This window comes from Paenibacillus sp. FSL L8-0663, from assembly GCF_038008125.1.
Taxonomy (GTDB): domain Bacteria; phylum Bacillota; class Bacilli; order Paenibacillales; family Paenibacillaceae; genus Paenibacillus; species Paenibacillus polymyxa_D.
Window position 1 is genome coordinate 1,129,542 of sequence record NZ_JBBOYM010000001.1, and the last position, 20,867, is coordinate 1,150,408.

The following is a 20,867-nucleotide window of genomic DNA, read 5'->3' on the forward strand; positions in this document are numbered from 1 at the left end:
GGAGGCGTACGAGTGAAAGAGGAAGACGGTCAAAAGACAAAACCGTTACAGGGTGTTCCTGGCAGACTGGCCCGGTTACGCTCGAAATTCACGGCTCTAGGGATAGATTCACTGCTTATTACACATGGGCCCAATCTAAGATATATGACCGGATTTACAGGCTCTGCTGGAATTGCGCTTGTTACGCAGGAAGAGGCCTTTTTAGTGACGGATTTCCGCTATATGATGCAGGCAACAGATCAGGCAACGGAATATTCAGTGATTCGGCATGAGGCGCAAATCTTCCAGACCATCGCTGATCTCACAAGTAAGTTGGGGGTTCGTAGACTGGGTTTGGAGAGCAGGCATGTCTCACTTCAACAGTCGGGACAGCTTCAAGCCGCGCTGGGCTCGTTGGAGTACGTGCAAACGGAGGATGTAATTGAACGGCTGCGCGATGTGAAAGACGAAGAAGAGATTCGGACCATAAGTGAGGCAACGCGTATTACCGATGCTGCCTTTACGGAGGTGCTGAATTATATTCAGCCTGGGGTCACAGAGCGGCGGATTGCGGCGGAACTGGAATATCAGCTTCGGCTCGCAGGCGCGGAATCAGGCGGTTTTGCGTTCATTGTCGCTTCAGGTGAGCGTTCGGCGCTGCCGCACGGACTGGCCAGTGACAAAGAAATTGGACAGAACGAGTTTGTCACGATGGATTTTGGCGCAAATGTGCGTGGTTACCTATCCGATATCACGCGTACCGTATTCGTAGGCCAGCCCTCAGAACGACATGAGAAATTGTATGCCATTGTGCTGGAAGCAAATATGAAGACGATTGCAGGACTTCGTCCCGGCTTAAGCGGTCGGGAGGGAGACAGTCTGGGGCGGGATGTGATTGCCTCTTACGGCTATGGGGAGCAGTTTGGTCACGGGCTGGGCCACGGTTTTGGTCTCGAGATTCATGAGCAGGTACGGCTGTCCCGCGAAAGTAAGTCGGTGCTCGTACCGGGTCATGTCATTACCGTGGAACCAGGCATTTATATTCCAGGCTTCGGTGGGGTTCGGATTGAGGACGATGTGCTGATCACAGATGACGGTGTCAAGGTACTGACCTCTTCGCCTAAGGAGCTGCTTTTATTATAAAACGCAGTCGCGCTATAGGTAACTATCATCGTTTGCAAGTCATTCAAAAATGAGATGGAGGGAATCAAATGAACACGCATAAAAGACACACCAAAATATGGCTGACTGCGCTAGCGGCTTCTCTCATTGTGGCTTTGGCACCAGTTATTCCGGGTCAACAGGCTTATGCGGAGGCGGAGTCGGATGTAAAAGTCATCGACATCTTTAGTCGGACGGTAAACGATTATGGTATAGATCTGGTTGATTGGCAAGGATATCTGGCCAACCCGTATGTGAAGCTAAAAGTAAAACCGCCAGCGGATGCTGCTTTTCCGTTAACGGTTACGTTAAATGCGCAGGGCACGTCCCGGCTGATGATGGATTTGCCAAGTACGCTGTCGGCGCAAGGTGCAAGCAAAACGCTGACTTTTGCCAATGCCCAGGAGGAAAAAGATTTTCGGCTAGCCATCCATCCTGACCGGATTGGAGGAAACGGTGAAATAGAGAACTATACGCTGTCTATGTCCGTTGCCAGAAATGATGGTCACACGACTACTCAGTCCATTCCGATTCGCGTGTTGGATCAGGACGATAATAAAGAGCCCACAGTTCCTCTCCATTTTGACTACAGATTCGATACGATCAAGCCTTATTTCAATGATGCAGCTACCAAAAAAGCCGCAGAGCTGGCGGTAAAGGACTGGTTCTATTTCTTTGATCTGGCTCCTTTCGATGAGGTTCCTGCCAAAGCGGAGGTAAACCATCTGCCAGGAGACGACTGGCAAAATGAAATACAGGTGACAAATGATAAGCCCTACAAAGGCATGTGGGTGTTTATGAGAGGGCTGAACGGGCCGTATTCTACGGGCTTTCCAGCCACGAACGGCAATTATCATACACGTAACGGTGTGACCGTCCCGGGGAACCTGAACCGTTCCTATAGTTTGATACTGGATTTCTATGATGATGCGATTCCATTCACATCCGTAGACGATGAAGAATGGTATCAATCCGATCTGTCCATGGTGACGGATGTGCATGGGCTGATCATGCATGAATTTGGTCATGCGATTGTGTTCAGCGACACATTCCCGGGTGTCAAAGCATTGAAGGAAGCGGCGGGCAATGATCCGGATATTCTGGCTTATCAGCACAGACCAGCTGCATTGGATGACAGCTATCATCTCTCCGGAGAGCTTGCAGAAGTCGACAGATTGAGCGGACAAAATGGAGGCTGGCGCCATCTGTTCCCGACCCGGCGCTGGATGAACACGAAGCTTTCGCTACTGGTAGCAGAAAAAGCTGGCTGGCCGCTGCGTAAGGACCTGACTCCTTTCCTCGCGCCAGAAATCATAACGAAGCAATTGCCAGCACCCGTCAAAGGCAAAGCGTACACGGCCAAGCTGGAGGCCAAAGGAGGCGTTCCGTTTTACGATTGGACGGTGACAGGCGGTCAACTGCCCGCAGGGCTCACACTGGATCGCTTTACAGGAACGATTAGCGGAACAGCGGACAGCGGAGCAGGCAACAAGACGTATACGTTCACTGTACAGCTGCGGGATTATGATGAGCTGAGCAAGCCTGTGACGCAAACCTTTACGCTCAAGCTGTAAATAATACCTCATAAGCAGATTAAAACGGCCGAAGGGAGGGAAGCGAATGAAACATGATGCCGCGGATCTGGTCATTGTAGGCGGCGGAATCATCGGTACAGCCATCGCTTATTATGCAGCTAAGTCCGGTATGAAGGTCGTGCTGGCTGAGCGAGGGGAGATTGCTGGAGGCACTTCGTCCCGTTGTGATGGAAATATATTGGCAATCGATAAAGAGCCCGGGTTTGACAGTCGAATGTCGTTGGTATCGCAGGAACTGGTGGCAGAGCTGGCTAGGGAATTGGAGGATGAGTTTGAGTATCGTGCGCCTGGAAGTATTCTGGTCTGTGAAAACGATCAGGAGATGCAAGCGGCTGAGCAGTGGGTAACCCGTCAGCAGCAGGAAGGACTTCCGTTTCGCATGCTGGATCATCAGGATTTGCGAGAGGAATGGCCACATTTGGCCAAAGATTTACCGGGTGGGCTGGAGTGTGCGACAGATTCCACTGTGAATCCGGTGTTGATGACGTATGCACTGGCCGAGGCCGCGCGTCGGATGGGGGCCAAGTTATTACCGCGCATGCCGATACAGTCCATCCTTCAGGACGAAAGGGGGAACGTCCGCGGGGTCGAGACGCCTAATGGCGTTATCCATGCAGGTGCAGTGGTATTGGCGGCAGGTGTATGGACACGCAGCATGGGTCATTCACTCGGTATGGACCTTCCGATTATACCGCGCAAAGGACATATACTGGTGTCTGCTCGAATGCCTTCCATTGGCAACCGCAAGGTAATGGAGTTCGGCTATCTGATGAGCAAGTTTGGCGGTCAGCGGTGTGTGGATGAGCTTTATGAAAAATACGGTGTAGCGCTGGTATTCGAGCCAACCGCATCTCAAAACATTCTGATCGGCAGCAGCCGTCAGTTTGTCGGTATGGACACACGTGTCGATCAACAGGTGATTCGCTTAATCGCTCGCAGAGCCATTCGCTTTTTTCCTGCCTTGGCCAATGTACCGCTGATGAGGGCGTATACCGGTTTGCGTCCATGGACCCCTGATCATTTGCCCATCGTATCCGCAGTGGATGAAGTGCCGGGGCTATTCATCGCTTCAGGCCATGAAGGAGATGGTATTAGTCTTGCGGCGGTTACAGGTAAGCTGGTGACCGAGATGGTACGCGGCGAATCCACTTGTATTCCGGTAGAGCCGCTACGTTATGACCGATTTGGAGAGGTTTTTACCAGCCACGAGGTTCATGGGGAGGTAACAGGATGATCGTAGCAGGCAGAATTACTACCATTGATACCCATACGGGGGGCAATCCGACGCGAACGGTCATTCACGGCGCGCCTAAGCTGGTAGGTCGTACGATGCTGGAAAAAATGACTTATATGGCAGCACATCATGATGATTTTCGCCGTTTGCTGATGTTCGAGCCGCGTGGTCATGAGGTGATGTCAGGCTGCATTTTAACAGAACCTTGTCATCCTGATGCAGATATTGGTGTGGTCTTTATAGAGACCGGTGGCTATTTACCGATGTGCGGTCACGATACGATTGGAGTATGTACGGCGCTGATGGAGGGCGGACTGATTGCTGCGGATAAAAAAGCAATATTGCTGGACACTCCGGCAGGCCCGGTTCAAGTGCAACTGGAGGTGGATGCGGGCAAGGTGCGACAAGTAGCGTTCACAAACATCCCTTCTTTTGTGTACCGCCGTGAAGTGGAGATTCAGGTAGAGGGCATCGGGCAAGTCACGCTGGATATTGCGTATGGAGGCAACTTTTACGGCATTGTAGAGGCGGCTTCCATCGGTCTTGCACTGGAGCAGAGCCATGGGGCAAAAATTGTACGAACAGCGGTGCAGATTCGGGAGGCGGTGAATGCGGTTGTTGAGGTCGTACATCCTGAAAATCCGGTTATTCAAGGATTGACACATATTGAATTTTACGGGGAGCCTGTAGCTCCACAGGCCGATTGCCGCAATGTCGTTGTCATCCCACCGGGAGGTATCGATCGTTCTCCTTGTGGCACAGGAACCTCAGCCAAGGTTGCGGTGTTGCACGCCAAAGGAAAACTGGACTTCAATGAGCCGTTTGTACATGAAAGCATCACAGGTTCCATGTTTCGGGCTGAAATCGTGGGCGAGACGCAGATAGGTCCTTATCCGGCAGTCATTCCACAAATTACAGGATCGGCTTGGGTGACGGGACATCATCAATTTGTGTTGGACCCCGAGGACCCGCTTAAAGAAGGTTTTTTGCTGATGTGAGCATTTTACATCCGTCCCGAATGCTGAATATGAAAATAAAGATGGGAAAGGGTTGGTAAGCATATGGCACGTTTTGAAGGTGTGTATGTGGCCTTGGTTACACCGTTCACGGCAGAGCTGGAGGTAGACCATAAGCGTCTGACCGAGCTGTGCGAGCATCTGATTGCAAGTGGCATTAGCGGACTGGTTCCTACAGGATCGCTGGGAGAATATGCGGCTTTGTCCCCGGAGGAACGGTCGCAGGTTGTGCATACCGTAATTGACGCTGCGGCAGGGCGTGTCCCGGTTGTTGTCGGCTCGGCGGCTCCGTCCACCAAACAGGCGGTGCATTGGATTCAGCATGCGAAGGATGCTGGGGCTGCGGGTGTCATGGCACTGCCACCCATTAATTACAATCCACTGCCTCATGAGGTAACGGCCCATTATGAAGCATTGTCAAAGGTGGGCTTGCCGATCATTGCGTATAACAACCCCCATGATTACAAGGTTGACTTGACTCCAGATATTCTTGCGGACTTGTCGCGAATTGAAAATATCGTAGCAGTCAAGGAATTTTCCGGTGATGTACGGCGTATTCACGCTATTTTGGATCAGACAGAGCTGGAGGTCATGGTTGGAGTAGATAATCTAGCGATGGAGGGGGCATTGTTCGGCGCGACAGGCTGGATTTCGGGGGTGCCTAATGCGTTGCCCAAGGAAGGGGTAGAGCTGTTCCGACTTGCACAGGCGGGAAATATGGCAGAAGCGTCCGCGTTGTATCGCAGGCTGCTGCCGCTGTTCCACTATGATGCCAGCCCGCAATTGGTACAGTCCATCAAATATATGATGGAGCTGGCTGGATTTCCGGTCGGTCCGACACGTCCGCCCAGACTTGCGCTGCCGCAGGCGGATTATGACCGCATTCGCGAAGCATTTGAGGTGGCGGTTCGTCCGAGCGGGGTTTCATCCTGAATGGAGGTGAAGATGATGGAGAGCCGAAATTGGATCGGTGGTGAGTGGCTGAGCCCTTCCGGCGAGGAATTGGTGGTTCACAATCCTTCGGACTTGAAGGAGGAGGTGGGAGTCGTCCATTTTTCAGAAACGGGCGATATTACACAGGCCGGGGATGCGGCACGGCTGGCTCAGGCGGGCTGGGCTGCTTTAAGTCCCGCAGCGCGGGGAGTTTATCTGTTCAAAGCAGCCGGGTTACTAGAAGCAGCATTACCTGAATTAGCTGAACTGGCCAGCCGTGAGATGGGCAAGCCGATTACCGAGATGCGCGGAGAGGTCATGCGAGGTGTCCATCTGCTCCGCTACTATGCGGCAGAAGGCGTACGTTCCATCGGTACAGTCATTCCTTCGAATGAGCCGGGAGTGCTCCAATACACAAAGCGCATTGCGCTGGGGGTAACGGCTGTTATTACGCCGTGGAATTTTCCGGTAGCTATTCCGCTATGGAAAATCGCCCCTGCACTTTTGTGCGGAAACACGGTCATCTGGAAGCCTGCCGAACATGCTTCATTAACTGCAGTACGGGTCGCCAAGCTATTCGAGGCGGTGCAGCTTCCACCCGGTGTACTGAACTTAGTCATTGGGCAGGGGAACCGTATTGGCGATGCCTTATTGGAGCTTCCGGTACTAGATGCGGTCAGCTTCACGGGTTCCACCGCTACAGGTTTGGGCATTGCCGAGCGATGCGCGCGCCGTAACATGAAATACCAGACCGAGATGGGAGGTAAAAATGCCGCCATTGTGCTGAAAGACGCGGATGTAGCACAGGCGGTGGCGATGATTATCAGCGGAGCTTTACGTTCAGCCGGGCAGAAATGCACGGCCACCAGCCGGGTGATCGTGGAACAGTCTGTCTATGAGACGTTCACGGAAGCCTTACGCCAAGCGGTGGAAAAAATACAGATCGCTCCGGCGCTTGACCCCGGTGCGTATCTTGGACCTGTGGCATCCGCAGGTCAATACGAGAAGGTCATGTCCTATGTATCACTCGCACGTCGGGAAGCTCACATTTTGGCCGAAGGTGGAGCCGCCGCCGGGACAGAGAACGGATATTATGTGCGTCCACTGGTGGCGACTGGACTCAATTCATCCCATCCGTTGATTCAGGAGGAGATTTTTGGACCTGTGTTGGGGGTCGTGCAAGCGGACGACTTCGAGGATGCAATTCGACTGTGCAATGATTCTATTTATGGATTAAGCGCCTCTCTATTCACCCGCGATTTGCGGTTGGCTCATCGGTTTCTGGATGAGGCGAACGCCGGTATGGTTCGGGTTAATCAGGAGACGGCTGGTGTGGAATACCAGGCTCCGTTTGGCGGTCTGAAGCAATCCAGTTCACATACCCGGGAACAGGGCCAGGCGGCGCTGGATTTTTATTCAGCGATTAAAACCTGTGCGATCAGCTATGAGTAAGCGGGTGACGGGACGAAGTGAGACGGTGGGGAGCGCATCAGGTCATTTGCTCATATGTCGCTGTGAAGAAGTGAGTATCGCACAGATGGAGCAGGCTTGCCGCATGGGTATGGACACCGTGCGCCAGCTTAAAATGGCTACGCGGGTGACGATGGGGGCATGTCAGGGTAGGGTATGCCGACAATTGGTGGAGTCATGGTTTTACAATCAGGTTCCTGCTGCCCGCCGGGAGGCGGAGCTGTTATCGCAAAGGCCACCAGTGCGTCCCGTAACGTTCGGGCAGCTGGCAGAGGGAGGTTCTTTATGAGCCGCACGCGTATTGTAAATCATCCTATTTTGGGACCAAAGCCGGAGCGGCGGCAGGTATCTTTCTTTTTTGACGGTCGTCCCATGCAGGGATTGGCTGGAGAACCATTGGCAGCAGCGCTGCTGGCCAGCGGTGTCCGTTTGCTGAGAAGGCATGAGGAATCCGGTACGGCCAGAGGCGTATACTGCGCCATTGGGCATTGTAACGAATGCCGCCTGACGGTTCATCCGTTCGGTACCGTCCGTTCCTGCCTGACCAAGCTGGAAGAAGGTATGGTGGTGGAAACCGGGCGGCAGCTATCGAATGAAATCACAGGGAGAATTGTGACATGAATGAAATGGCGCATCTTATCGTCATTGGGGCGGGTCCCGCCGGATTGTCCGCAGCGGTATCGGCTGCTGAGCAAGGATTGCCAGTCACGGTACTGGATGAGTTTACAGAGCCGGGTGGACGTATGCCCGGGCAATATCATGAGGAAGGCAGTCAAGGCTGGTGGGTTGGAAAACACGTTTCGGATGAGCTGATTACCCGTTGCGGGGAGCTTGGGGTGGACATTCGCTGCGGCGTTTCCGTGCATGGTATGGAATATACAACAACGTGGGAAATTTCCACTTCCTGTGGATTGTTCACTGCGGATTACGTATTGCTAGCGACTGGAGCTGCCGAAATTCCCGTTCCGCTGGATGGCTGGACGTTACCGGGCGTCATGTCTATCGGGGCCGCACAAGTAATGACTAATGTTCATTACGTTAAGCCGGGGGAACGCGGCATCATCGTAGGCATGAACGTATTGTCGATGGCGATTGCCCGCGAGCTGTCTGTCGCCGGGGTGAAGGTGGCGGCAATTACACTGCCGTGCGCTAATCCGCTGGCTGGTGCGGCGGCAGATCCGACAGCCTCCGCGAAGCTGCTGCTTCAGCTGTCGGGGCTAGCTCCTGCCGCCTGGATGCGTGCAGGCGGCAGGCTGGCAGCGGCGATGCGGATGGAGAAACTTATCGCGTGCTGCTATCCCCACAGAGGCTTCCGTCTGTGGGATATCCCGATCCGGTTGCGGACGGCGGTGCTGTCCGTCAACGGGCAGGACCGGGTCGAATCCGTGACCCTGGTCCACGTCAAACCGGACGGCTCGCCTATCCCTGGCAGCGAGCGCGTCGAACCCGCCGACTTCGTGGCGCTCAGCGGCGGCTTGTACCCGCTCGCTGAGCTGGCGGCGGTAGCTGGGTGCAAATTCGTGTACAGCCCTGAGCTAGGCGGGCATGTTCCACTGCACGGTGAGCGAATGGAAACCTCGCTCAAAGGGCTGTACGTTGCCGGCAATATTACCGGCATCGAAAGCGGGCTGGTCGCGATGGCTCAAGGTCGATTAGCCGCCGCTTCCATGCTGCATGCCGCTGGACTCGGTGGAGCAGGCGGGGAACAGCGGGTGCAGGAGGCGATCCGTGAGGTCCATTTTGCACGTAATCATGCGCTGATTCAGTTTCATCCCGGCATTACAGAGGCGAGAACGCAGCTGTACCAGCAGTGGGGGCAAACCTTTGGCAGCGGCGCGTAACGGCTCGTTGTGTTTGATATGCGTTTTTTTGTCCCAAATTCGTCTTAAAGGAGGAACGGAAAGTGACTCTTAAAGCAAAAGCCCATATGAAAGCAAGACCGTTCGCACTGAACGAGGTGGTATTGGCTGAAGGTCCCTTCAAACAGGCGATGGAGCTGAACCGATCTTATCTGTTGGAGCTTCAACCAGACCGTCTGCTGGCGCGTTTTCGGGAATATGCCGGACTTACGCCCAAAGCGCCTCAATATGAGGGCTGGGAAGCGATGACTATTTCCGGTCATACACTGGGACATTATTTGTCCGCTTGCTCCATGATGTATGCTTCAACGGGCGATGAGCGTTTTAAAGAAATTGCACATTACATTACGGATGAACTAGCCGTTTGTCAGGCAGCGCACGGTGACGGATATGTATCCGGTATTCCTGGGGGAAAGGAACTTTTTGAAGAGGTGTCTGCTGGAAATATTCGCTCGAAGGGGTTTGACCTAAACGGTGCCTGGGCCCCCTTGTATACACTACACAAGTTGTTTGCTGGCCTGCGTGATGCGTACCATTTGACAGGCTGTGACAAGGCATTGACGGTGGAGCGCAAGCTGGCGGACTGGCTCGAAGGAATGATGAAGCCGATGAGCGATGAGCAGATGCAGCAGATGATGTTTTGCGAATATGGAGGCATGAATGAGGTATTGGCCGATTTGTATGCGGATACTGGGGAAGAGCGCTACTTGCGGCTGGCTGAGTGCTTCTGGCACAAGCTGGTGCTGGACCCGCTTAGCTCGCAGGAAGACTGTTTACAGGGCATTCACGCCAACACACAGATTCCGAAGCTGATCGGGCTTGCCAAGGAATATGAGCTGACTAATGATACGAAGCGCCGGGAGACGGTGGAGTTTTTTTGGGAGCGGGTGGTGGATCATCATTCGTATGTCATTGGCGGGAATAGCTTTGGAGAATATTTTGGAGCGCCGGATGGCTTGAATGATCGCATCGGGCCTCATACGACGGAGACGTGCAACACCTATAACATGCTCAAGCTGACAAATCATCTGTTTCAATGGAATGTTTCCGCCAAGGAAGCCGACTTTTATGAGCGAGGTCTATTCAATCATATTTTGGCCTCGCAGGACCCGGTTCACGGGGGCGTAACGTATTTTCTGTCGCTGGCGATGGGCGGGCACAAGCATTTTGAAAGCAAATTTGACGATTTCACATGCTGTGTTGGTACAGGGATGGAAAACCATGCGAGCTACGGCAGCGGTATTTATTTTCACGATCACGATAAGCTGTATGTCAATCAGTTCATTGCTTCCACGCTGGAATGGAAGGACAGAGGCGTTACGCTAAAACAAAACACTTCCTATCCAGATACAGATCATACGACGCTGGAGATTCAATGCGATCAACCTGCCTCATTTACGCTACTCATCCGCTATCCATATTGGGCTGAAAAAGGAATTACCATTCGTGTAAATGGCAAAGAACAGTCGGTTGTATCGGAACCGGGCAGCTTCATCTCTATCGCCAGAACGTGGATTGACGGGGATGTTGTAGAGGTGACGATTCCGATGTCGCTGAGGCTGGAGCAGATGCCGGATAATCCGGATCGGGCGGCTGTTATGTATGGACCGTTGGTGCTGGCAGGCGACCTTGGACCCTTAGAAGATCCTAAAGCCAAGGATTTCCTCTATACACCGGTATTTATCCCTCAAACGGAAAAGCTGGATGCCTGGATACAGTCTGTAGAGGATAAGACGAATACGTTCCGTACCTTGAATGCAGGGCATCCTCGGGATGTGGAATTGTCTCCTCTGTATAAAATGCATGATCGTACGTATTCCGTATATTGGGATATTTTTACGAAGGAAGCGTGGCAGGAGGCGGAACAGGAATACACAGCGGCACGCGAAAAGCTGGCGATTCTGGAGCAGTGTACGATTGATTTTGCCCAACCCGGAGAAATGCAGCCGGAGCGGGATCATAACTTCCAGGGAGATGCTTCGACTCGCACTGGATATGTGAATAACCGACCTTATCGGAATGCGGGAATTGACGGCTGGTTTTCTTTTGATTTGAATACAGATCCATCTGCTCCGATGCTGTTGGTTATTACCTACACGGCTACGCTGGAAATGCCAAACTGTGGTTTTGATATTTTGGTTAACGGTCATCCGCTTGAGCATTTTAGTGAAGGTTTTGATGAAGCCGATAAATTTTACAACGTGAATGCCGCTATTCCGGCTGCATATCTGGAGGGTAAGGATCAGGCGACAGTGACCTTCAAAGCCAAGCCGGGACAGCGTATCCGCAGATTGTTTGGGCTGAGGATGGTCAACAAGGACGTATATGAGCAACTCTATCAAGCTGGAAATTCAGGTATACATGAATGATCTTTGAAATGTTTCGTGAGAAAAAGTAACGTTTGATTTTTCGTCCGGTATGATTTATGATGTAAGAAATATTGGATGATGCTGGAATAATCCATATGGTGGTATAAGCTGATATATTCATAGTTTTGTTGCGCGTGAAGCACACGGGCTGTTTCTTCCTTCATAGGGGAGAGGCAGCCCTTTTTTGTTGATATTTTGCGGAAATATAAAACTTTTTAATGAGTCAGTTCTATGATTGAGGGGGAGGGATTGCTTTATAGAGTCTATTTGTTTGGAATACTTTGTATTAGAAGTTTTTCTTGTAGATTTTGTAAGAGGGAAACCCTATAATATATAAGTTGTATCCAGTATTTTCCGAAAGTGGGGATGCGATAAGTTTATGAAATTAGAGATGATATACATAGTTTAAAGTTTAAGCCGACAAAGGGGATAGAGAGATGAGTATGAAAAAATGGATGTTGAGTTTGACCGCAGTCACGTTGCTATGGGGCGCGACAATTACGATTCCAACGACGGAGGCGGCAAGCAGCACCAAGCCCATTGAAGTCTTGTTAAACGCGAAAAAAATACAGTTTCCAGATGCTAAACCTTTTCAGGATAGTAACGATTATGTGATGGTTCCGATTCGTTTTGTATCCGAAGCGCTAGGGGCTAAGGTAGGCTGGGAGAAAACAGGCGGTCAATTGGCTGTGTCGATTAAAAATGATGCCCATGCTGTTAACATGACAGTGGGTCAAAACACCGCTACCGTGGATGGGCAGACCAAAACGTATGAGACGAAGATTATTTTGAAGCAAAACCGTACTTTTGTGCCGCTGCGGTTGGTAAGTGAGGGTCTGGGGCAAACGGTGGAGTGGGATAAGGTCAGTCGCTGGGTCTGGATTGGAAAGAAGGAAATTGCTGCGCTGGAGGATACGGGGCATCAGGCGGTGAGTATCGAGCCGTATAAAAAACTTTTTGCGTCAGACCCTAGCTTGTTGAAGGGGGCAAGAGGTAACACTTTCGAGAAAGTGATGATTTTCAAGAATTCTGATCTTCCTGTAAAGCTTCTACGTGATATATATTCTGTTGATCGGTACACAGCTTCTGATGGAACGCCATATATACAAATGAGAGTTAAAACTAACTCTAAAGCAGGAGCAATCTTTTATGTTACCAAAAATAATGAAACTCGTTTTAGATATGCTTTAGAGGAATTGACAAAAGACAATGGCGATGGCACAAAAATGATGTACTATAAAATCTTTTCATCTGCGGATGAAGTCTATTATGGTATTAAAAATTATCGTTCTTTCAAACTATCTGAAGTTGAGTATATTGGTTTTGATTTGGCATCGAAAGATTACATTTTGTTGATGGTTAATCCGTGGAAGGGTAATTAAACACTTGAAAAAGACACACCGAATTCTTGCCGTATTGCTGGTGGGGGTACTGCTATTGTTGCAGCTTCCACCTTTTTATTCCCCAACCAACAAAGCTTCAGCCGACGCCGAAGTAACACCATTGTCCTACCATGCAGATAAGAATAACCGTTATTTTGTTGGGATGATGTACTTCGATATGTGGAAAAATAGCTCTGGTCAGTGGGTTACAGAGGGTGGGAAACAGCCTAATAAACACATGCAAGGGGAAGCTACATTCACATACAAATTTCAGTTTCCAGGGAGAAAAATCAAAAACGTAGAAGCTCGTCTGTACACTTCGTCCGACCCAGATGAATATTTTAGTAATTCCAGACAAGATATTTACGAAGATTATTTACGTTCTATAAGTAAAGGAACTGAAAATAAAGATATTCGCCCTTTTGATGAGAGAGGAATCGGAACCGATACTACGGTAATCCCAATTACGGTGAATATAAGATTGGACGCAGATAAACCGCAGGATATTAGAAAAACAAGTTCTAATCCTCTCGATCCCAATGTAGAAGCCTGGCGCATCTACCAACCCATCCTGTTCAAGATCGAACTGGAGAGCAACCTAATCGTCAAGCATTTTACCACTGACGGGAAATCACTTAACAACGTATTTACACCAATAGAGGATGAACTGAAAGCTGATCAACCGTATGATTTTCCCCCGCCAACCAACCCGAAATATGAGTATGTGGGTTATAAGAAAAGCACGACAGGTAAACCGCCAAGCGGAGATATTTTGCCGGGAATTGTACCCGGGTTTACCTATGACGGTTCTTTTGAACAGTTTACCGCTTACTTGTATTACAAAGAAGCTCAGGGCTGTCCTAAGCCTGGAGAAAGCCAAGAGGGAGCACCCTCGGATTGCCAAGATCATGAACAGCCAACGAAAGGTGTTGTCTGCTCCCGCCCCGTTCCAGGTCTGCGCTTGGAAACTGCCGAATTGGACCCGACAGTATCTGCCGTTATTAAAGCCGATCAGCGAGGCGCGTCACGTTTTGATGTAGCCAAGGGTATTCCAACTTCTGAAAGCCTGTACGGAAACGTGCTGGCCCGGAATTACCTGTTTCAAAACACCTACCAACAGCTCAAAGGCGAGTGCACCTACAACGTCAAGCTGAAGCGCACGTATGATCTGGAATGGGAAGATATCAACGATACCCGGCACATGAAGGTCGCGGAGTATTACAAATACGAAATTGTGAAACCGTACTCCTACTGGGTGATCGACAACCTTGAGGTGTACGGTATCAAGAACGCGCAGCTACGCAACTATGCACTGCCGGGAGGTAGTATTACGATTCCACCAAGGAATTACACGCCGCCGTCTGTAGAATCAGCGACCAACGGAAAATACTATCCGGCTCCTTCTCCGGGCATCGTCGATGGGGGTTCACTTTATATTTATGGCGGCAAGAGTATGCCGAAGGTGCCCAATGAACAAAGATCACTGGAGCCTGTGGCCCAGAAGGCTACACCAGACGTGGAAGTTGAAAACGATACTGTGAAATTCAACGGTCAAACGATCATGGACCACCAGCGTGTCAAGGAAAAGGGACCGACTCCTGGCAAAATCCCTGAACCCGTAAAAATCGGGTCGGATATCCTGTACAGCCCGGGCCATATGATTGAAAAGCATAAGATCAATAAACCCAATACGCCCAGCAGCGGTGACATCACTTACACTATTCTTAAGGGAAATATCAATGGAGGTGCGGATAAAACGTTCCCGATACAGGGAATTAATACGGTGACTGTCCACACTCCCGTAGTGAATCTGTCTAAAGTGTCGGACGATGCTGTTCATAATCAGAAAACCCAACCGACGAAAGGTCGATCCGCACTTATTTTAGAGCGACCTTTCCGGGTGACGATTTCAACAGCAGGTCCACATTTGAATATTCCTGGCTATGGTGATCGGGAGTATGCCAAATATGTACGAACCAAGCAGGTTCGCTTTCCGTTCGATGTGTACGACAAAGGAAAGACGCATTTTTATCCGCGGGGTACCTGGATCGACATTCCAGTGCTGCAGCTCAACACAGACTTTTATCTTCCCGTGTGGGTAGATGAAGGCAACTACACAGTTGAGTTCCGTACCATTGCTGAAAATGCACCGGACGGGTTCACTGAACAGCGCCATGCCAACACGGATATCGCCCATCATGTCGCCAATGATGTGGTAAATATAGAGGTCATCGGACGGATGTATGATTTTCATATCACGGATATTGCCGATTACCATTGGGAGCGGGTGTTTCGGCAACGAAAAGGGAGCCCGACGCATAGCGGCCTGTCCTATTGGACGGGGCTTGGCAATATTGACGGGTTACCGAGAGGGAACCAGGAGCCATTCACCTTGCCCATTCGTCCCGGCAGTCACCCACATGAAGGTTATGCAAATGTGTCGGTCAAGACAGGCTATCATTTCAAGTTTGATCTCAAAACCAAAGGCAATATGTTTAGCGCCAAGGACGGTATTCGCATCACGCCATCGTTCTATTGGGTGAGCAAAGATGGGCGACAGCGGGGAGAGGTGGATCTGTATACACACTCCGGCAACCGGAAATTTATCCGTTTGGGATCGGCGGAGGACCGGGAGAAGCGATATGTTATTTTGAATGAACGGCTGCGCAATGTGCCGATGGAGGAAATGCAGGACACGGCAGCCTACCAATACAAGCATGAGCTGAGTGAAGCACAGCAAAGCCAGTCGACGCTGGAACGCTATGTTTCTCTGTATGCCCACCGTATTGCACGCAGCAAGACCTGGATTGGACGTTACGACTGGCTGGTGCTGCCTGCGGCTGTGCGTACCTTGATGGGTCCGAAGACAGACCTGCCGGATGGGGTCAATGTGGATCGCGCTAATGCGTCGATTCAGCGCTGGTATGGTGAATATAGCCTGCCTGCTGATGTGTACGCAGTCACCAAAGGCACAGATTTGCGCGAGGTCAGTCGCCGTCAGGAGCTTAACGAGCATACGGATATATTTAAGAAAACAGGCTTTATCGTCGTTCGCTTTAATTTGGAGTCACTGCGTCAGGGTGACACCGAGCATCCGCATTTACAGTATATAAATGGCCCGCTATTGAACCAGTGGCAACTGGAGGGTTACCACCGAGAGATAAAGGACCCGTACGGGCATACCTTTCATTTACAGGACGGGGATGTAGTATTTTATCATGCGGATCAGTCGAGCAGGGACGATTTCAGTTCATTTGTCCCTCACTAGGTTGCAGTAATCAAGACGAATCCTAATCCGTAACTAGCGCGAAAAATACGAAAACGGACAATGGGAACAATCCACTGTCCGTTTTTTATTTCCTTTTGCATTTATGCGAATATTTAGACCTATCTTCAGCCCTCGACATGCCGTTTTCATACAGCCTTGGTGGGGGCTGTTTTATTTGGAATGAGTAAACAACACGGATTTGTGTAGGGAAATCCTCGGATATTTAAACGCGTTTGAGGGAACGGCAAAACTATAATAATAGGGAATTTAATTTATGTAAGCGCAATCATTTTGGCGTACTTGCTTGTCATCACAATACTATTGAGGAGGACGACCCGAATGGCTCAAAGTAAAGGCGCATGGCGAAAGGGAAGCTTGACCGCTGCGTTGGCAGCGATGCTGGCGATGACGGGCACGACTGGAGGAGTGGCTGCGGAAGATTTGTCCGAACCGACACTACAGGCGGAATCAGCCATTGCAGTTGAACAGAACCGTAGCGGCAGCATTCAGCTGGAAAAGCTGGATCGCGGACTGGTAGCTGCGGTGACGCAGGAGGGGGTATTTTTAAGCTGGCGGTTATTGGCTCAAGAAGTGAACGGTTACGGTTCAACGGGGCTGACAGGAGCGGACTTCAACGTATACCGTGACGGTAAGAAGATTGCGACAGTGACCGACAGTACCAACTATGTGGATAAGGAAGGGAATGGTAAATCAGTATACAGAGTAGCTTCAGTCGTTAATGGGCGGGAAAAGGATCGTAGCGCTAAAGTGAAGCCATGGCAGCGGGGTTACTATGAGCTTCCTCTTCAAAAGCCTGCCGATGGTGTAACACCAGCGGGTGAATCCTATACTTATTCGGCCAACGATATGAGTGTGGGGGATGTGGATGGAGACGGGCAATATGAATTTTTTGTAAAATGGGACCCGTCGAACTCCAAAGATGTATCTCAGAAGGGGTACACCGGAAATACGTATGTCGATGCGTACACGGCCGAAGGCAAGCTGTTGTATCGGATCGATTTGGGCGTGAATATTCGATCAGGTGCGCATTATACACAGATGATGGTGTACGATTTTGACGGCGATGGTAAAGCCGAGCTGATGTTCAAGACGGCTCCAGGGACCAAAACGATTTCTTTTGATAAGAAGGGCAAGCCGAAAAAAGAAAAGTATATTACTCTGCCACGTGAGGATCGCAAAGCAGGGATTACACATGAGGACGATTACCGTTTGAGTCGTTCGGATTATTATGAGCATGTGGTGAACATGTTCATGAACTGGACGAAGCATGAAGAAGTGGTCAAGGGACAATGGCCTGCTACGCTGGAGGAATGCTTTGGCATCGCTCCGAAGTACAGTTATCCGTTATCCCGAAAGGATGCGGAAAGCCTGACAGACTACTTTATGGATGTATATGCCCCATCACGGAGCGACAAAAACAAGCTGAGAGAGTTCGAGGGCTTTATTGTCGATGGACCGGAGTATTTGACGATTTTCAAGGGGAAAACGGGTGCTGAGCTGGATACCATCCGCTATGAGCCGGAGCGTCATGACGATGGCCTCATGTGGGGCGACTACGCTATGGCCCGAATTGAACCCGCCAACCGTGTAGACCGCTTCCTGGCAGGTGTGGCTTACCTGGACGGACGCAAGCCGTACGCCGTATTTGCACGCGGCTATTATACGCGTTCCACCTTGGCCACCTACACATGGGATGGCCGCCATCTCCAAAAACATTGGATGGTGGACAGTGGCTGGACACCAATGACCAATCCATTTAACGATAGTCCGCACGGGCGTGATGGAACGGACCCGAAATTTGGCACCTTGACCACACAGGGAGCGCATTCTTTGAGCGTGGTGGATGTGGACGGTGACGGCAAGGACGAAATCGTATACGGTTCCGCCACGATTGACCATGATGGCAGCCTGTTGTACAGCTCATTTGATGTCATGCCTCCTGAAAGCGCAACTCCGGGTCAAACCGCCAGATTGGGACATGGTGATGCGCTGCATGTAACCGATATTGACCCGGATCGTCCCGGCAAAGAAATCTTTATGGTACATGAAGGTGGCACCTACGCTCCATATGGCTATTCTTTGCGGGATGCCAAAACGGGTGAAATCATTTACGGCGCATATTCCGGCAAGGATACAGGTCGGGGAATGGTCGGTGACATAGACCCGGATCAGCGAGGTCTGGAGACCTGGGCCATAGGCCTGTGGACCGCAGCGGGCAAACAACTGGATACGAAGATGCCGGGTACCAATATGAGTATCAAATGGGCAGCTGATATGACCACACAAATCGTAAACGGCGCAATTGATGTAACCCCAACCATTGAGGATTGGAAACGAGGTACATTGCTGACCGCTACTGGAACCAAAACGAATAACTATACGAAAGGAACTCCATCGCTGGTAGCCGACATTTTCGGAGATTGGCGGGAGGAAATGCTCGTCCGTACAGCGGATAGCTCAGCCATCCGTATCTATCTGAGCACAGAACCTACGACGCATAAATTGTACACGTTGATGCATGATCCGCAGTATCGCACGGATGTGGCGCGTCAAAATACCGGGTATAACCAGCCGTCCTACACGAGCTTTTATTTTGCATCCGATATGGATTGGGCGAATGTGCCGATTCCCAAGCTCTACACGCCAAAAGCCTTAATAGAGGAAGAGAGCAGTGACGAAGCGGATGAAGTAGAGGCAGCAGAGGTAGATGAAAAAGAAGTCGATGGAACGATAGTCGATGGGACGAAAATAGATGTGAAGGAATGATAAGCGGAGACTATTTCCCAAAATATATAATAAAAAATTAAAGTTTCTTATCTCAAAAGGAGAGCCGTATTTACGGACTCTCTTTTTTTACGTCTTGATGTTATTGAGAATATGAAATGTAACCGCGCACATGTAAAGTGTACGATATATTACTTGACGTAAAATTTGACACATATGTGAATTGAGGATAAATGTCAGGGATTTCATGGAGAAGTGAATTGACTGTATTTGTCCCTGTCTCTAAGATGTAATTATATTCCAGACAAAAACAGAGATTTATGTAAGGTAATATAACGTGGAGAGGAGGGAATGAATGGACTCTTTAGTTGATCTCTCGGAAACCCCCTTAGCAATGGATACCCTCAGACGACATCCTTGTTATAACGAAGAGGCACATCGCTATTTTGCGCGCATTCATCTTCCAGTAGCCCCGGCATGCAATATTCAGTGCCATTATTGCAACCGCAAATTCGATTGCGTCAATGAAAGCCGTCCCGGCGTTGTTAGTGAACTGCTTACGCCGGAGCAGGCGGCGAGCAAGACCTATGGCGTAGCGGCACAGCTGATGCAGCTGTCCGTTGTCGGCATTGCGGGACCTGGAGATCCGCTGGCCAATGCGGAGGCAACCTTCGATACCTTCCGCCGGGTCCGTGAGACAGTTAAGGACGTCATATTCTGTCTCAGCACGAATGGCCTTACTTTGATCAGGCATGTCGACAGGATTGTAGATCTGGGCATTTCGCATGTCACGATCACGATCAATGCTGTAGATCCAGTGGTGGGGAGCCGTATTTATGGATGGGTCTACGATGAAGGAAAACGCTATGCAGGAGAGGAGGCCGCACGGCTGTTGATTGACCGCCAGCTGGCAGGCTTGAAGATGCTGGCTTCGAGAGGCGTATTGTGCAAGGTGAACTCGGTGCTGATTCCCGAAGTCAATGATGCCCATCTGCCGGAGGTAGCCAGGGTGGTCAAGGAGCACGGCGCAGTGCTGCACAACATTATGCCGCTCATCATCGCACCTGGTAGCCGATATGAGCAGGAAGGGATGCGGGCCCCCCGTCCCCGCCTGGTCCGGCAGCTGCAGGAGAAATGTGCTGAAGCGGGAGCTGTCATTATGCGCCATTGCCGTCAGTGCAGGGCGGATGCGATTGGACTGCTGGGCGAGGATCGCAATCAGGATTTTACATGGGAGAACATTGCGGCTGCTCCTCCCATGGATGAAGAGGCAAGGGCACAATTTCAGAAAGAACTGGATGAGAAGGTGAGAGTGAGAATGGAACGCAAGGAGGGACAATCGCACCCCAAACAACCGTCAACCGGGGCTGGATGTAGCTGCCCGTTATCTGGGGATAAGCCTGAAGTGAGCTTTACCTCAAAGCCAGTCCTAATCGCTGTGGCCAGTCGTGGCGGAGGGAAGGTGAATCAGCATTTCGGCCGTGCCAAGGAATTTATGATCTATGAAAGCGACGGGATTATCGTAAATTTCATAGGCATTCGTAAGGTGCAATCCTACTGCCACGGGAAAGCCGATTGCAATGGAGACAAGGCCGAGACGATGAAGGAGATCCTTTCCATGGTGCATGACTGTGCATTGCTGCTGTCGGCCGGCATAGGCGAGGCCCCCAAAGAGGCATTGCAGGAAGCTGGCGTGCTGCCTATTGTATGCGGCGGGGATATTGAGGAATCCGTTCTGGAATATGTAAAATTTCTACGTTATATGTATCCTGTGCAGAGCAATAAGGGAAGTCAGCGTAATAAGGGAGTTAAGGGCAGTCATTCGGATTTACCCATTGAACATTTTGGAGGCTGAG

Annotated in this window: 14 protein-coding genes; all 14 read left to right on the plus strand. The window is 50.6% G+C overall.

Features of this window, described 5'->3' with window-relative positions; genetic code table 11:
• Nucleotides 1–12: 12 nt before the first annotated feature.
• Nucleotides 13–1,122 carry a M24 family metallopeptidase gene (locus MKY75_RS05055; RefSeq protein WP_445671524.1) on the plus strand — a complete coding sequence of 370 codons (1,110 nt, stop codon included), beginning with the start codon at nt 13–15 and terminating at the stop codon, nt 1,120–1,122.
• Nucleotides 1,123–1,190: 68 nt separating this feature from the next.
• Entirely contained in the window at nt 1,191–2,714 is a 1,524-nt protein-coding gene (locus tag MKY75_RS05060; protein ID WP_340884517.1) for an Ig domain-containing protein, read from the plus strand.
• A 46-nt stretch (nt 2,715–2,760) separates the two neighbouring features.
• Nucleotides 2,761–3,969 carry an NAD(P)/FAD-dependent oxidoreductase gene (locus tag MKY75_RS05065; RefSeq protein ID WP_340884520.1) on the plus strand — a complete coding sequence of 403 codons (1,209 nt, stop codon included), beginning with the start codon at nt 2,761–2,763 and terminating at the stop codon, nt 3,967–3,969.
• On the plus strand, nt 3,966–4,967 hold the full coding sequence (locus tag MKY75_RS05070) for a proline racemase family protein (protein WP_340884522.1): 1,002 nt from the start codon (nt 3,966–3,968) through the stop codon (nt 4,965–4,967). Before MKY75_RS05065 ends, MKY75_RS05070 begins: the two co-directional genes overlap by 4 nt.
• A gap of 63 nt (nt 4,968–5,030) precedes the next feature.
• Nucleotides 5,031–5,918, plus strand: a complete 888-nt coding sequence (locus MKY75_RS05075; RefSeq protein ID WP_340884526.1) for a dihydrodipicolinate synthase family protein — start codon at nt 5,031–5,033, stop codon at nt 5,916–5,918.
• Between the two features lie 15 nt (nt 5,919–5,933).
• A complete protein-coding gene (locus tag MKY75_RS05080; RefSeq protein WP_340887066.1) occupies nt 5,934–7,370 on the plus strand; it encodes an aldehyde dehydrogenase family protein in 1,437 nt (478 codons plus the stop codon).
• Entirely contained in the window at nt 7,363–7,677 is a 315-nt protein-coding gene (locus MKY75_RS05085; RefSeq protein WP_029516054.1) for a (2Fe-2S)-binding protein, read from the plus strand. The genes MKY75_RS05080 and MKY75_RS05085 overlap by 8 nt, the downstream gene beginning before the upstream one ends.
• Entirely contained in the window at nt 7,674–8,009 is a 336-nt protein-coding gene (locus MKY75_RS05090; protein ID WP_029516055.1) for a (2Fe-2S)-binding protein, read from the plus strand. The genes MKY75_RS05085 and MKY75_RS05090 overlap by 4 nt, the downstream gene beginning before the upstream one ends.
• Nucleotides 8,006–9,229, plus strand: a complete 1,224-nt coding sequence (locus MKY75_RS05095; RefSeq protein WP_340884528.1) for an NAD(P)/FAD-dependent oxidoreductase — start codon at nt 8,006–8,008, stop codon at nt 9,227–9,229. Before MKY75_RS05090 ends, MKY75_RS05095 begins: the two co-directional genes overlap by 4 nt.
• Before the next feature lie 86 nt (nt 9,230–9,315).
• Nucleotides 9,316–11,616, plus strand: a complete 2,301-nt coding sequence (locus tag MKY75_RS05100; RefSeq protein ID WP_069010385.1) for a glycoside hydrolase family 127 protein — start codon at nt 9,316–9,318, stop codon at nt 11,614–11,616.
• 437 nt (nt 11,617–12,053) lie between these two features.
• Nucleotides 12,054–12,998 carry a copper amine oxidase N-terminal domain-containing protein gene (locus MKY75_RS05105; protein ID WP_340884532.1) on the plus strand — a complete coding sequence of 315 codons (945 nt, stop codon included), beginning with the start codon at nt 12,054–12,056 and terminating at the stop codon, nt 12,996–12,998.
• A 4-nt stretch (nt 12,999–13,002) separates the two neighbouring features.
• Nucleotides 13,003–16,266 carry a DUF5704 domain-containing protein gene (locus MKY75_RS05110; protein WP_340884534.1) on the plus strand — a complete coding sequence of 1,088 codons (3,264 nt, stop codon included), beginning with the start codon at nt 13,003–13,005 and terminating at the stop codon, nt 16,264–16,266.
• A 339-nt stretch (nt 16,267–16,605) separates the two neighbouring features.
• Nucleotides 16,606–19,053 (plus strand): rhamnogalacturonan lyase, encoded by a 2,448-nt coding sequence (locus tag MKY75_RS05115; RefSeq protein WP_340884536.1) that lies wholly within the window; start codon nt 16,606–16,608, stop codon nt 19,051–19,053.
• Nucleotides 19,054–19,366: 313 nt separating this feature from the next.
• Nucleotides 19,367–20,866 carry a nitrogenase cofactor biosynthesis protein NifB gene (nifB, locus tag MKY75_RS05120; protein WP_340884538.1) on the plus strand — a complete coding sequence of 500 codons (1,500 nt, stop codon included), beginning with the start codon at nt 19,367–19,369 and terminating at the stop codon, nt 20,864–20,866.
• The last annotated feature ends 1 nt before the right edge of the window (nt 20,867 follow it).